This window comes from Teichococcus globiformis (genome assembly GCF_042646265.1).
GTDB classification, from domain to species: Bacteria; Pseudomonadota; Alphaproteobacteria; order Acetobacterales; family Acetobacteraceae; genus Pseudoroseomonas; species Pseudoroseomonas globiformis.
Genome location: NZ_JBHRTN010000004.1, coordinates 419,478 through 433,324, shown reverse-complemented (window position 1 = coordinate 433,324; position 13,847 = coordinate 419,478). Strand labels below are relative to the sequence as shown.

Here is a 13,847-nt window from a genome sequence, read left to right as displayed (position 1 = left end):
CCGCGCTGCTCGCACGGCTGTTGTTCACGCTCTACCGAACGGAAATGTTTCCGGCCCGCGCTACCTCGGCCCACCGGGTGATCTCGGCGGCGATGAAGTCGGCAAAGGCTTCGGGCGATGATCCGCCACGCGCGGTCAGGCCTGGCGGCTGCGCGGCAAAGGCGCCGATCTGGCGTGCCCATTCCTCGCTGCTGACAACCTCGTCCACCGCCGCACCGAGCCGCAGGATAACCGGCGCGGGCGTCGCAGCCGGCGCCTGGAGGCCGAACCAGGCGGTCGCGTCGAAATCGGCGATGCCGGCCTCGACCAGAGTGGGGACGTCCCGCAGCAACGGCACGCGTTCGCGGCTGGTGACCGCCAAAGCACGGATCTGGCCGTCTCGCACGAAGTTGAGGGCGGAGGGGATATTGTCCATCGCCGTCTGGATCCGTCCTGCCACCAGTTCGGTCAGCATGGGCCCCGAGCCACGGAAGGGCACATGGGTGATGTCGATGCCGGCACGTACCTTGAGCAATTCCATGCACGCATGCGGGCTGCCGCCGATGCCGGAAGTGCCGTAGTTCAGCCGCCCCGGCGAGCGCCGTGCGGCGGCCAGGAGCCCGGCAAAGTCGGTGATGCCCGAATCCCGTGACGCCAGCACCAGGTTCGGTACCCGCACCGCCAGCCCGATCGCCGCCAGATCCTGGGGCTTGTAGGGCATGTCGGCCCCGTAGGCGGCGTAATTGATGGCCGCGGTGCCGATGGAGCACATCACCAGCGTATAGCCGTCGGGTGGCGACTTCGCCACGGCGTCGGCGCCGATGTTGCCGCCCGCGCCGCCACGATTCTCGACCACCACAGGTTGGCCAAGCCGCGCCGATAGTCGCTCGGCCAGCAATCGGCCCATCAGGTCCGTGGTTCCACCGGGCGGGAAGGGGATGATCATGCGGATCGGGCGCGAGGGCCAGGTTTCGGTGGCGGCCTGCGCCGAAAGGGGCAGCCCCGCCACAGCCAGGCCCAGCGCCTGTCGTCTGCTCCAGCCTGTCATCCGCATCCTCCCCTTCCCGTGACGCCCCACCGGGCGTGGTTCAGCCGGGCAGTTCCAGCACCGCCTTGGCCAGGATGCCGCGCTGGATCTCGGAACTGCCGCCGTAGATGGTGGTAGGCCGGGCCTCGATGAACTGCCCGGCCGGATGCAGGTCTCGGTTGCCTTCCATCGGCTTCAGCAGGCCGGCATTCTCGCCGCCGATTTCCAGCATCAGCTCGGTGATGCGCTGGAACAGGTCGGATTGGTGCAGCTTCAGCATGGATACGTCAGGGCCCAGCGTCTCGCCCCGCCGCAGAATGGCGACATAGGTCTCGTAGAGGGCCTTATGATCCTCCAGGTCGCAGCGAAGATGGACGTAACGGTCCTGGAAAGCAGGTTCGTCCTGCACACCCATCCGCTCCGCCAGCGTTTTCAACCGTGCCAACGCGTAGGCCGATTGCCGTGGAGAACCGAGGAAAATGCGTTCAAAGCCGAGCAGGGCTTTGGCCATGCTCCAGCCCTTGTTGGGCTCGCCCACAAGGTTCGCGCGCGGCACGCGGACATTGTCGAAGAACACCTCGCAGAACTCGTCGTGCAGGCCAAGATTGATGATCGGCCGAACCGTCACGCCTGGGCTCTTCATGTCGATCAGCAGAAAGGAGATGCCTTCCTGCTTTTTGGCGCCCTTGTCCGTGCGGACGAGGCAGAAGATCCAGTTGGCATCAGTCGCCAGCGTGGTCCAGATCTTCTGGCCGTTGACCACGTAGTGGTCGCCATCCAGGACGGCCTCGGTGCGCAGTGAGGCAAGGTCGGAACCGGCACCGGGCTCGGAGTAGCCCTGGCACCAGATATCCTCGCCGGCGAGGATGCGCGGCAGGAAACGTGCGCGCTGCTCTTCGGTGCCGAAGCGGATCAGCAGGGGACCGAGCATGATGATGCCGTGGTCGGGCAGGCGCGCCACGCCGTGCCGCTCGTACTCCTCGATCAGGATGATCTGCTTGGAAGCGTCGAGGCCCAGCCCGCCCAGTTCGCGCGGCCAGCCTGGCGCGACCCAACCCTTCTTCTGCAGGATGCGGAACCATTCCTCCCCCTCCTGCCAGTGCAGGCGGTGCGGAGGGTTGCGAAGGTGAGACGGGTACTCGCTCTCGACGAAGCGGCGTACCTCGGCGCGGAAATCCTCGTCGGACAAGGCATTGAGGTCGATCATGATTCAGCCTCCGGCTGGGCGGTGGCGAAGCGGCGGCGGTGCAGCGCGGCGGAACCGAACTGGTTGGCCAGCACCATGGCACGGCGCAGGTAGAGACCGATATCCGCCTCATCCGTGTAGCCGATCCCGCCATGCAGCTGAACCGCCTGACGCGTCACCAGCAAGGCCGTGTCCGCGGCGCGGGCCTTGGCACGGGCGATGGCCCCGCGCCGCGCGGCAGCGGGAGCGCCCAGGCGATCGCACAGCACGGCAGCCGCCTCCACACTGGCGCGGGTGAGGGCCAGCTGCACCTTCAGCTCCGCCGCGCGATGCTGCAGCGCCTGGAAGCTGCCGATCGGCTTGCCGAATTGCTGCCTTGTGCGCAGATAGTCGAGGGTGAGGGCGAAAGCCTGGTCGGCCACGCCGAGCAGGGTGGCGGCGGTGGCGAGCACCGCTTCGTCCAGCGCCTCTTCCAGCACCGCGGCGGAAACGCTGCCGACGTGCTGGCCATTACCGGCTCGAAGCGTGCCGTAGCTGCCGCCATCCTGCGTGGGTTCCAGGACCAGCGATGCGCCTTGTGCCGGCTGCAGGTACAGGTCGAAGCCGCCAGTCGCGCGTTGAGGCAGGATGAAGGCCTCTGCTCCATCGGCCATGGGCAGGAAGAGGCGTGGCGCATCGGCGGCGCCAGGGGCATCCAGGCTGTTCGCGCGTTCCTGCCAGGCGGTAAGGATCAGCGCCTCGCCGGCCAGCAGGCGCCCGAGCGGTGCGACGGCGCCGGCCGCAGCCAGCACCCGCGCGGACAGCGCGCCGGCCACCAGGGGCTCCGGCGCCAGTGCCGCGCCCAGCTCCTCGGCCAGGGCGCAGAAGGCCTGCATGCCGAGGCCGGCGCCGCCCTGCTCTTCCGGCAGGCGCAGGCCGATCCAACCCAGCTCGCCCATCTGCCGCCAGATGGCGGGATCGAAGCCGGGTGACTGGAAGCGCAGCGCGCGGATGCGGCGCCGGTCGCCCTCGCGCGGGGCGATGCCGGCGGCGCTGTCGCGCAGCATGCGGATGGCTTCGGCAAGATCGGGATCGTCCAGCGCCGCGCTCATGCGAAATCAGCCTTGCCGTTATTCACCACCACCACGTCGCGCTCCACCACCCGGGCACGAAAGCTGCCGTCTCGCCAGATCTCGGTGCGGATCGTCTCGCCGGGGTAAACGGGGGAGGAGAAGCGCAGTGCCATGCTGCGCATCGAGGTGGCGTCATACCCGCCGAGTTCGCGCAGCAGCGCGTGCGCCACCACACCGAGGGTGCAGAGGCCGTGCAGGATGGGACGCGGGAAGCCGGCGCGCTCGGCGATGTCCGGATCGGCGTGCAGCGGGTTGTCGTCGCCATTCAGGCGGTAATACAGCGCCTGTTCCGGCCGTGTTGCCAGGTCCACCGCCATGTCGGGCGCTGTGTCGGGCAGGGTATGGCCGGGGATCACCGGATCGGAAGGGCCGCCATAGCCGCCATCGCCCCGCAGAAAGGTGGTGCTGCCGGTGACCGCCAGCAGCGTGCCCTCGGCATCGCGCAGCTCCTTCTCGGAATACATCAGCGCACCCTTGCCTGCGCCCTTGTCGACCAGCCCGGTGACGCGGGTGCGGCCGATGATCTCGCCTTCCGCCGGAAGTGGATGGTGCAGGGTGATGCGCTGCTCGCCGTGCACCACTTTCACCGCGTCGATTCCCGTGGCCGGGTTGGCGGCCCAGAAGCCCGGATGCGCCAGCACCACCGCCATGGACGGCAGCACGCGCAGGGCACGGTCGGCATCCACAAAATCCAGTTGACGCCGGTCCATCGGGTCCTGGCCCAGTCCCACGGACAGCGCGTAGAACACCGCGTCGCGCGGGGTGACGCGCTGGCGCACCTCGGGGATGGGGAAGTTGCGCAGGGTCTCGTAGTCGATCATGACGCGTGCTCCGCGATCTCGATCACCGCATCGGCGGCAAAGGCGCCTTCGCCAGCGGGCATGGCGAAGACGGGGTTCAGGTCGATGGCGGCGAGGCCCGGCCCGGCCCGATGCGCCAGCACCGAGAGGCGGGACAGCATCTGCGCCAGCGCGGCGATGTCGGCGGGCGGCCGCCCGCGCGCGCCCAGCAGCAGCGGCGCGCCGCGGATGGAGCGGATCATCGCCTCCGCCTCCGCCTCGCCGAAGGGGCAGCGGCGCAGCGCCACGTCGCGCAGCACCTCGACAAAGATGCCGCCCAGGCCGAACACCGCCACTGGCCCGAAGACCGGGTCGCGGTTGATGCCGAGGATGCACTCGACGCCGCCGGAAAGCTGCTTCGCGACCAGCACGCCTTCCAGCCGTGCCTGCGGCGCAGCCTCGGCGGCGCGGCGCATCAGCAGTGCAAAGCCTTCCCGAGCCGCCGCCGCGTCGGCGACATTCAGCAGCACGCCGCCGATCTCGGATTTGTGCAGGATGTCCGGCGACAGGATCTTCATGACCACCGGGAAGCCGAGAGCCTGCGCCGCCTCGGCGGCCGCCCCGGCATCGGCGCAGACCCGTTCGGGCGCAGTGGCGATGCCGGCGGCGGCGAGCAGGCGCTTGGCCTCCGCCTCGCTGGGGGTGGTGGCGGGAAGGGGGAGGGCAGGCACCTCCGGCAGCACGGGAGGCGGGGCGTCAGCGAAGGCATCGCCGAACCGGCCCATGGCGTGGATGGCGACCACGGCGCGGGACGGATCGGCGAAAACGGTGAAGCCGTCCTCCTCGAACTGGCGCAGCTGCGGCGGGTCGGCCAGGGCGCTCAGCACCAGCAGGCGGTCAGGATAGCGCCCGCGCAGGGCGCGCAGCTGTTCCCGCAGGCGCGGCGTGATGGAGGGCGCGCCGCCAGCATGGGTGAAGAACAGCAGCGCCGAGCGGTATCCACCCTCGCCCAGCATCGCCTCGCCGAAGCGACTGACCAGCGACAGGTCGTTCAGCACCTGCGCCGTGCAATCCACCGGATTCTGCGGCGCGCAGAAGGGCAGATCGGCGCGCAGCGCGGCCTGCGCCGCCTCGGGCATGGGAGGCATGGGCAGGCCGACGGCCTCGGCGGCGTCGGACACCAGCACGCCGGCGCCGCCGCTCACCGTCAGCACGCCCAGCGTGTTGCCGACCGGATAAATGCGACGCGTGGCCAGCCGCGCGATGTCCAGCAGCTCGTCCGTGGTGCGGGCGCGCACCACGCCATGCTCGGCCAGCACCGCATCCGTCACGGCGTCGTCGCCGGCGAGGGAGGCGGTGTGGGATTGCGCCGCGGCGCGGCCCAGCGCGGATCGGCCCACCTTCATCATCACCACGGGCTTGCGGTTGCGCCGCGCCAGCTCCACCGCCGCCAGAAAGCGGGTGCCGTCGCGGATGCCCTCGGAATAGGCGGCGATCACCTCGGTCTGTGGGTCCTCCGCCATCCAGGCGATAAAGTCGCCCACGGTGAGATCGGCCTCGTTGCCCGTCGTGATGCTGCAGGACAGGCCCAGCCCCCAGTCCCGCGCCATGCTGAACAGGTGCATGCCGTAGGCGCCCGACTGGCTGGCGATGCCGATCGGTCCGGGCGTGGGGTAGCCGCGCTCCAGCGAGGAGGTGAAGGTGCCGTAGAAGCCGTTTGCCGCGTTCAGCAGCCCGAGGCTGTTCGGCCCCAGCAGCCGCATGCCGTGCTCGCGGGCAATGCCGAGCAGCCGCGCCTGCGCCTCGGCGCCCGCTGCCCCCATCTCGGCATAGCCGGCGGTGAACAGGATGGCGGCACGGGTGCCCCGGGCACCGAGGTCGCGCAGGGCGGGCTCGGCCAGGGCTGGCGGCACGGCGATGATGGCGACGTCGGGCGTTTCCGGCAGCTCGGCCACGGAGGCGAAGGCAGGCAGGCCCTGCACGCGGTCGCGCTTCGGGTTGACCGGCAGGATGGCACCCTGAAAGCCGCGCTCCAGCATGGCGGCGATGGGGCGGCCGCCGATGCGGCTGGCATCCTCCGAGGCGCCGATCACCGCGACACTGCGCGGGCGGAGCATGGCGGACAAAGCCGTGTCGGCTTCGCTCTGCGGCAAGGCGATCTTCCCCTGTTCCTGGACGCCGGCGCTTTTGTGCGCCGTTCCCCCTTCTGGTGGACAGGAGGTTAGAGACGAGCCGGTCGCCATTCAATATGAAGAATGGTATTCAGGATTGGAAATGTGCGGCGGCAGCAGACCGCGATGGGAGAGTTGGCGATGAACCGACGGAGTCAGGTGGCGGCACGGCATGTGGAGGCGGGACGCTGATGGCTGTACCGGAGGCCTTCGCAGGCCGCCTCGCCCTGCCGGCGGTGGCGGCGCCGCTCTTCCTGGTCTCGGGGCCGGATCTCGTGGTGGAAACCTGCCGCGCCGGGGTGGTGGGCACCTTTCCCGCCCTCAACCAGCGCGACACGCCGGGCCTGACGGGCTGGCTGGAGGAAATCGCTGCGCGGCTGGAGCCGCATCCCGGCGCCGCGCCCTTCGGCGTCAACCTCATCGTCCATCGCAGCAACCAGCGGCTGCAGGCGGATCTGGCGCAAGTGGTCGCGCACCGGGTGCCGCTGGTGATCACCTCGCTCGGCGCGGTGCGCGAAGTGGTGGAGGCGGTGCATGGCTATGGCGGGCTGGTGTTTCACGACGTCATCAACATGCGCCACGCCGCCAAAGCGGCCGAGGCGGGGGTGGATGGGCTGATTGCCGTCTGCGCCGGCGCTGGCGGCCATGCGGGAACGCTCAGCCCCTTCGCCTTCCTTCCCGAGTTGCGCAGCATGTTTTCCGGCACGCTGCTGCTGGGCGGCGGCATCGGGCATGGACGGCAGGTGGCGGCGGCCCGGCTGCTGGGCGCCGACCTCGCCTATATCGGCACGCGCTTCATCGCCACGCGGGAAAGCCTGGCGTCGCCAGACTACAAGCGCATGGTGCTCGACGCGCGGGCCAATGACATCGTCTACACGGCGGCGATCAGCGGGGTGAAAGGCAACTTCCTGCGGCAGAGCCTTTCTGCAGCCGGGCTGAACCCCGAACGGCTGGCCGAGCAGGAGGCGCTGAACCTCACCGAGCACGAGAAGCGGCCGTGGAAGAACATCTGGTCGGCTGGGCAGGGCGTCGGCGCGATCGACGACCTGCCCGGCACCGAAGCGTTGTGCGCACGGCTGGCCGCCGAGTACCGTGAAGCCGCCGGTGCGCTCTAAGGACGCGCGAATCCGTCATGATGCCTGAAGGAGAAGGCCACGCATGAGCGACACCGCCCCCCCACCCACCACCCACGCGCATTTCGCCGATGGCGTTCTGGAGCTGACGCTGAGCTATCCCCGCCGGCGCAACGCCCTGGCGATGGAGCTGCGCGAGGCGCTGATCGAGCATCTGGAGCGCGGCCTGGCCGACCCGGAATGCCGCGCCATCATCCTGACGGGCGAGGGCGGGCATTTCTGTGCCGGCGGCGACATTTCCGGAATGGGGAAGCCGACCGCCATGCAGGGCCGCCGCCGCATGATGAACGGCCACCGCATGACACGGCTGCTGGTGGAGGGCGAGAAGCCGGTGATCGCCGCGGTGGAGGGGCATGCGGCGGGGGCCGGCATCTCTATGGCCGCCGCCTGCGACATCGTGGTGGCCTCGCGCGAGGCGATCTTCACCTGCTCCTTCAACCGGGTCGGGCTGGTGCCGGATCTTGGCGCCGCCTGGACCGTGTCGAACCGCATCGGTCTCGGCCGGGCCAAGCTGCTGATGCTGCTGGGCGAGCCGATGCCGGCGACGGAGGCCGCGGAGATCGGGCTGGTGGACCGGCTGGCCCCACCCGGCGAGGCGTTGGAGGTGGCGCGCGGCATGGCGCGGCAGATCGCCACGCGATCGCCGCTGTCGAACGCCATGGCCAAGACGCTGCTGAACCGCTCCACCGGCACTTTGGGAGAATCCCTGCAGGCTGAGGCGGATGCGCAGGGCCTGCTCTACGCATCCGGCGATTTCATCGAGGGCAGCACGGCGTTTCTGGAGAAGCGCCCGCCGGTGTTTCCCGGCGGCTAAGCCTGAAAAAACCATTCCGCTCGCCGACATCATGGCAGGGCGGTCATGGCCGCACCCGGAACACCGGGGCGGGGCAAGGGAGGTTGAACCATGACGCAATCGGGGCGGCGGGGCGTGCTCGGGCTCGGGGCAGGGGTAGCTGCGCTGCTGGCGCGGCCTGCGCTGGCTCAGGGAGGGTTTCCGGACAAGCCCATCCGCATGCTGGTGCCCTGGGCGCCGGGAGGCTCCACCGATGTGCAGATGCGCGCCCTGTGCGACGCGGCCTCGCGCAGGGCGGGACAGCCGGTCGTGGTGGAGAACCGCTCCGGCGCCGGCGGCATCCTGGGCGCGCAGGCGCTGGCAGGGGGCACCAGACCGGACGGCTATACCCTGTCGCAGATGCCGGTAGGGGTGTTCCGCTACCCGCAGATGGTGGAGAAACCGCCCTTTGACCCGCTGAAGGACTTTACCTGGATCCTGCAGCTTACCGGCTACCTGTTCGGCGTGGCGGTGCGGGCCGATGCGCCCTGGCGTAATTTCAACGCGTTTCTCGCGGACGCCAAGGCCAATCCGGGCAAGATCACCTATGGCTCGCCTGGGGTCGGCACCTCGCTGCATATCACCATGGAGCAGATCGGGCGCGAGCGCGGCATCGAGTGGCTGCATGTGCCGTTCCGCGGTGTTTCGGAGAACCTGCAGGCGCTGCTCGCTGGGCAGATCGCCGCTTGCGCCGACAGCAGCGCGTGGGCGGAGCTGGTGCGCGACGGCCGCCTGCGCCTGCTCTGTACCTGGGGGGCGGAGCGGGCCAAGCGGTTCCCCGATGTTCCGACCCTGCGGGAATGCGGCGTCGACATTGTTTCGGAGTCGCCTTACGGGATCGCCGGCCCGGCCGGTATCGAGCCGGCGGTGGTGGGCAAGCTGCATGACATCTTCCACGCCGCCCTGACCGACCCGGCCCACCTGGCGGTGCTGGAACGGTACGACATGGCCGCGGCCTACCTGAACAGCAACGACTATGCCGCCGCCGTCCGGCAGCAATACCGGCAGGATGGCGAGATGATCCGCCGGCTGGGGCTTAAGGCGGGCTGAACCCGGATCGGGGCGGGGGGTTTGGAGGGGATCGGTAAGCTCCAACCCCTCGCGCAAGTTCCTAACCGGCGGCAAAGCCCTTGCCGGCCACACGGTATTGCGGGCGCGGCGGGCTGAAGATGTCCAGCACACGCGCTCCCTCCGGGCCGGCGCGCATGGTGTGGGGCACGCCACCGGGGGTGCGCCAGAAATCGCCCTTGCGGACGGCGATCTCCTCGCCTCCCTGGATGCGCACCGCGCTGCCTTCCAGCAACACGCCCCATTGCTCCTCGGGGTGGTGGTGCAACTCGCCCTGCGCGCCCGGCGCGATGCTGACAATGGAAAGCATGGCGTGCTCGCCCGAGAAGATCCGGGTGGACAGGCCAGGCGCCAGTTCGCGCAGGATGCCGCCCTTGGGATCGTCAAGGTTATGGAATTCTTCAGCTTGGCTCACGGATGTGTCCTTCTTGGGGGAGTTCAGTCGGGGCGGACGCGGTTGGTGCGGGCCACCTCGCCCCAGATGCGGATCTGCTCGCGCACGAAGCCGGCCAGCGCATCGGGCGCGCCCAGCACCAGCTCGGCCTGGTTGATCTCGGTGAATTGCCGCGCGATGGCGGGCTCGCGGTAGGTCTCGACCAGGGCAGCGTGAAAACGCGACAGGATCGGCGCCGGAATGCCCGCCGGGCCGAACACGCCCCACCACGCCTCCGCCGAAAGGCCGGGGAAGCCATCCTCCTCCGCCGTCGGCACGGATTGCAGCGCCGGCAGCCGACCCGCGCCCAGTTGCATCAGCGGGCGGAGGCTGTTGGCCGCGAGGTGCGGCGCCAGCAGCGCCGCACTGCCGATCATGAAATCCACATGCCCGGCCACGGCATCGTTCACGGCCAGACCACCGCTGCGATAGGGCAGGTGGGTCAATTCCACACCCCTGCGCTGCGCCATCATCAGCATCACCAGGTGGCCTATCGTGCCATTGCCGGTGGAGCCGAAGGACACGCCGCCCTTGCGGGCCGCGGCGAACACATCGGCCATGCTGCGGTACGGCTTGGCCGGCTGGCATGCGGTGACATAGGGTGCGCGCCCGATCTGTGTGACGGGAACCAGATCCTTCTCAAGATCGAAGGACAAGTTCGGCACCAGAACCGGCATCACTGCATGGGAATCGAAGGTCAGCAGCCAGCTATGGCCATCGGGCCTCGCTCGGGCTGCGGCATCGGTGCCGATGCTGCCGGCGGCGCCGCCCCGGTTCTCGATGATGACAGGCACGCCGAGGCGTTTCTGCAGGCCTGGTGCCGCCAGCCTTGCCACCGCGTCGGTGGAACCGCCGGGCGCGAAAGGCACGAAGATGCGGATGGGCTCCGAGGGCCAGCTGGCGGTGGCGGCATGGCCGGCGCGGGCGAGTGGCAGGGCACCGAGCGCGCCGAGCGTCGCGCGCCGCGTTGGAAATGTCATGGACCTGTCCTCCCCCCGGGCGCCTTGCTGGCGCTCTGGGCTCAGGCTGGCGCCGCTGCGGGACAAAGTCTACCGGCTTGTGCTGAACCGCGCGGGAGCATGGAAATCCGGGGAGGCGACATGGCGATCCGGCTTTGCACCGGCCGGATTCGTTTGCTGCGGAGGGGAGAAGGGGCTGAGCCCCAGGGCCGTTCCGGCACCGGAGACAGATGGATGGCGCTTCCGCCTTCTGCGACGCTGTCGCAGCCCAGGACCAGAGCCTGTCGGCAGCGCCCCGCAACGCTAGGCAGGGCCAGCACCGTATTGCCGCGGGCGCATCATCACAGACCGATGACCGGGCAGGGGCCAGAACGCGGGCGGGCAATGATGCGAGGTCGGAGCGAGCCCGGAAGGGTGGCCTCCAAGTGGACCAATGATTGTGCCGGAAGGAACCTTTCCGGCTGGCAGGCGCTTCTCTCTGCGTGACGCGAGGGACAATGGGATGGCAGACACCGGCAGTTGCCGGGGCAGGCCGAGTGACGATGTCGATCGGGACCGTCTCATTGAGGAGTTGCAGGAAGCGGTGCGGGCTCGCGACGAGTTCGTGACCATCGCCGCGCACGAGTTGCGCAACCCGATGACACCTATCCTGATGCAGGTCACCAGCCTCGCCGCCGCCGCACGGAACCCTTCCCGAACCTGCCCCGATCTGATGGCCCGGCGGCTGGACATTCTGGAGGCCGCGGTGCGCGATTTCGTGCGGCGCTCGACCGCTCTGCTCGATGTTTCGCGCGTTGCCGCCGGCAACCTCCGCATGGAACCCGCCGCGGTCGACCTTACCGAGGTGGTTCGAACCGGGGTGGAACGCGCCGGCATAGCGGCACGGATGGCCAGAACTTCGCTGGAAGCCGACCTGCAGGACGGGGTGGTCGGCATCTGGGACCGCCTTGCTCTCGAGCAGGTCACCGAGAACCTCCTGTCGAACGCCGTCAAGTTCGGTGCGGGCAAACCCGTGCGGGTTCATCTGCGCTCTGATGGCAGCGCGGCCCAGCTGACGGTCAGCGACCGGGGGATTGGTCTTTCCGATGCGGACCGCGCCCGGATCTTCGGACGCTTCGAGCAGGCGGTGGGCCGACGCGAGCATGGGGGTTTCGGCGTTGGCCTTTGGCTGACGCAGCGGCTCGTCACAGCCATGAACGGCGCCATCATGGTCGAGAGCGCGCCTGGCAAGGGCGCCACCTTCACGGTCACGCTGCCGCAGGGCGGCCTCGAGCAGCAGATGATGGACGGCGCATGACGGATGTGAGCAGCGTTGAGCGGGTGGCAAGCGGCGTGCCGGGGCTCGACACCGTGCTTCACGGCGGCTTCCCCTGCGGTGGCATCCATCTTATCCAGGGCGCGCCGGGCGTGGGCAAGACCACGCTCGGGAACCAGATCTGCTACCACCACGCGGCGGCGGGCGGTCAGGCGCTCTACGTCCTCCTGCTGTCCGAGACCGTGTCCCGCATGCTGTTGCATCTCGGCACGATGGGCTTCCTGGACATGTCCCGCATGCCGGACCAGGTGTCGTATCTCAGCGGCCTCGGCGCGCTGCAGGATGAGGGCCTGCCCGGACTGGTCACGCTACTCCGGCGGGAGATCGCGGTGCACAAGGCCACCGTGCTGGTTCTGGACGGGCTGGTGGCGGCAGAGGACCGGGCATCCTCGAACACGGAGTTCAAATCCTTTATCCAGGAGCTTCAGGCCCAGGCTGGCCTGCACGGCTGCACCGTGTTCCTGCTGTCCACCGCCAAGGGTCAGGCGGTGCCCCCCGAGCACACCATGGTGGACGGCATTGTGGAGTTGACCGACGTCCGCTTTGGCTCGCGGTCGGAGCGCGGGCTCTTCGTCAACAAGCTCCGTGGCAGCGCCTTCATGCCGGGCCGCCACCCGTTCCACATCACGAAGATGGGGATGGAGGTCTACCCACGCGTCGAGGTGGCCTTCCACAACACGACGCGGCCCGATGAAGCCAAATCCGGCCGGCAGTCCACCGGCGTCCGGCAACTGGACGCCATGCTTGGCGGCGGGCTGCCGGATGCAACGGTCTCGGGCATGATCGGCCCTTCCGGCATCGGCAAGACCACGCTTGGGCTGCACTACATGTCGAGCTCCAGCGAGGCCGAGCCAGGGTTGTGCTTCGGCTTCTACGAGACGCCGCCGCGGCTGATGCAGCAGGCGGCCGGGCTTGGGCTCAAGCTGGAAGACGCGGTCAGACAGGGCGCTGTCGAGATCCTGTGGCAGCCGCAGGGGGAAAACCTCCAGGACGCTCTGGCGCACCGGCTGCTGGATGCCGTGGACCGGCGCCGCGTGAAGCGCCTGTTTCTGGACGGGCTCGGCGGCTTCATGGAGAGTTCAGTGGAGCCGGGCCGCTTGAGCCGCTTCTTCTCCGTGCTGGCCAACGAGTTGCGGGCCCGGGGGGTCACCACGCTCTACAGCATGGAAACGCGCGATCTGGTAGGACCGGGCATCGAGATGCCCATGGGTGGCATCTCGTCCCTGGTCGAGGGGCTGATCGCGATGCGGTACGTGGAACGGCATTCGCATGCGCGGCGGCTACTCTCGGTGGTGAAGATCCGTGGCAGCGGCTTCGACCCCGGCTTGCGCGAGTTCGTCATCCAAGGCGGGCGCGGTATCTCCATCGCCGGCACCTTCGAAGGGGCCGAAGACCTGTTGAGCGGCTTCGCGCGGGACCGCGTCGCGGGGCACCAGCCCCCCTCCGTGCAGGAGGAGCAATGACCACCATCCTGGTTGTGGATGACGAGCCGCTGATCGCCATGGTGTTGGAAGCCGAGTTGGAGGATGCTGGCTACGGGGTGGTGACTGCCGCGAATGGACGCCAGGGGCTGGAACGGCTGGCCGAAACGCCTCGGCCGGACCTCGTGTTGCTCGACATGATGATGCCGGTGATGACCGGGCCGCAGATGCTCGCGGCCATGGCGGGCGACCCGGGCCTGCGGCGCCTGCCCGTCATTGTTCTGAGTTCCCTGCCCGAAGAAACCATCCGGGAGCGTGCGAAAGGGGTCGCTGCGATCCTGCGCAAGCCCTACACGGCCCATGAGGTTCTGAGCGCCATCACGCGGGTCCTCGAAGCAGAAAAATAGATCCGGTTCAACGCTGGCGCCGCGC

At 69.1% G+C, this 13,847-nt stretch carries 13 protein-coding genes; 6 read left to right on the top strand and 7 right to left on the bottom strand.

Translation table 11 applies throughout. The features are described from left to right. Nucleotides 1-31: 31 nt before the first annotated feature. The 5 genes from ACFOD4_RS03905 to ACFOD4_RS03885 are packed head-to-tail and all read right to left on the bottom strand — an operon-like array spanning nucleotide 32 to nucleotide 6,236. Nucleotides 32-1,027, bottom strand: coding sequence for a Bug family tripartite tricarboxylate transporter substrate binding protein (locus tag ACFOD4_RS03905; RefSeq protein WP_379594527.1), 996 nt, complete (start codon nucleotides 1,025-1,027; stop codon nucleotides 32-34). Nucleotides 1,028-1,067: 40 nt separating this feature from the next. Then, nucleotides 1,068-2,213, bottom strand: coding sequence for an acyl-CoA dehydrogenase family protein (locus ACFOD4_RS03900; RefSeq protein WP_379594524.1), 1,146 nt, complete (start codon nucleotides 2,211-2,213; stop codon nucleotides 1,068-1,070). Continuing rightward, nucleotides 2,210-3,283: an acyl-CoA dehydrogenase family protein gene (locus ACFOD4_RS03895; protein ID WP_379594522.1), complete on the bottom strand. Its 1,074-nt coding sequence runs from the start codon at nucleotides 3,281-3,283 to the stop codon at nucleotides 2,210-2,212. Before ACFOD4_RS03895 ends, ACFOD4_RS03900 begins: the two co-directional genes overlap by 4 nt. Next, nucleotides 3,280-4,125, bottom strand: a complete 846-nt coding sequence (locus ACFOD4_RS03890; RefSeq protein WP_379594520.1) for a MaoC/PaaZ C-terminal domain-containing protein — start codon at nucleotides 4,123-4,125, stop codon at nucleotides 3,280-3,282. The genes ACFOD4_RS03895 and ACFOD4_RS03890 overlap by 4 nt, the downstream gene beginning before the upstream one ends. Further along, entirely contained in the window at nucleotides 4,122-6,236 is a 2,115-nt protein-coding gene (locus tag ACFOD4_RS03885) for an acetate--CoA ligase family protein (protein ID WP_379594517.1), read from the bottom strand. The genes ACFOD4_RS03890 and ACFOD4_RS03885 overlap by 4 nt, the downstream gene beginning before the upstream one ends. A 209-nt stretch (nucleotides 6,237-6,445) precedes the next feature. Here ACFOD4_RS03885 and ACFOD4_RS03880 point away from each other — a divergent pair, with 209 nt between their 5' ends. From ACFOD4_RS03880 to ACFOD4_RS03870, 3 genes are all read left to right on the top strand, one after another. After that, entirely contained in the window at nucleotides 6,446-7,369 is a 924-nt protein-coding gene (locus ACFOD4_RS03880) for an NAD(P)H-dependent flavin oxidoreductase (RefSeq protein WP_379594514.1), read from the top strand. Between the two features lie 43 nt (nucleotides 7,370-7,412). Beyond that, nucleotides 7,413-8,201, top strand: a complete 789-nt coding sequence (locus tag ACFOD4_RS03875; protein WP_379594512.1) for an enoyl-CoA hydratase/isomerase family protein — start codon at nucleotides 7,413-7,415, stop codon at nucleotides 8,199-8,201. Between the two features lie 90 nt (nucleotides 8,202-8,291). Then, nucleotides 8,292-9,269, top strand: a complete 978-nt coding sequence (locus ACFOD4_RS03870) for a tripartite tricarboxylate transporter substrate binding protein (protein WP_379594510.1) — start codon at nucleotides 8,292-8,294, stop codon at nucleotides 9,267-9,269. A gap of 61 nt (nucleotides 9,270-9,330) precedes the next feature. On the opposite strand, the gene ACFOD4_RS03865 is transcribed toward ACFOD4_RS03870, so the two are convergent. Both ACFOD4_RS03865 and ACFOD4_RS03860 read right to left on the bottom strand, forming a co-directional pair. Continuing rightward, nucleotides 9,331-9,702, bottom strand: a complete 372-nt coding sequence (locus ACFOD4_RS03865) for a cupin domain-containing protein (RefSeq protein ID WP_379594507.1) — start codon at nucleotides 9,700-9,702, stop codon at nucleotides 9,331-9,333. 23 nt (nucleotides 9,703-9,725) lie between these two features. Beyond that, a complete protein-coding gene (locus ACFOD4_RS03860; protein ID WP_379594505.1) occupies nucleotides 9,726-10,700 on the bottom strand; it encodes a Bug family tripartite tricarboxylate transporter substrate binding protein in 975 nt (324 codons plus the stop codon). Between the two features lie 481 nt (nucleotides 10,701-11,181). On the opposite strand from ACFOD4_RS03860, the gene ACFOD4_RS03855 reads away from it, so the two are divergent. Genes ACFOD4_RS03855 through ACFOD4_RS03845 form a run of 3 tightly spaced genes read left to right on the top strand, consistent with a single transcriptional unit; the run spans nucleotide 11,182 to nucleotide 13,822 of the window. Beyond that, the gene (locus tag ACFOD4_RS03855; RefSeq protein WP_379594503.1) at nucleotides 11,182-11,976 is read left to right on the top strand and encodes a sensor histidine kinase; all 795 of its coding nucleotides are present in this window, start codon (nucleotides 11,182-11,184) and stop codon (nucleotides 11,974-11,976) included. Then, complete coding sequence (locus ACFOD4_RS03850; RefSeq protein ID WP_379594501.1) at nucleotides 11,973-13,457, top strand: RAD55 family ATPase; 1,485 nt, start codon at nucleotides 11,973-11,975, stop codon at nucleotides 13,455-13,457. The genes ACFOD4_RS03855 and ACFOD4_RS03850 overlap by 4 nt, the downstream gene beginning before the upstream one ends. After that, nucleotides 13,454-13,822 (top strand): response regulator, encoded by a 369-nt coding sequence (locus ACFOD4_RS03845; protein ID WP_379594499.1) that lies wholly within the window; start codon nucleotides 13,454-13,456, stop codon nucleotides 13,820-13,822. The genes ACFOD4_RS03850 and ACFOD4_RS03845 overlap by 4 nt, the downstream gene beginning before the upstream one ends. Nucleotides 13,823-13,847: the final 25 nt, after the last annotated feature.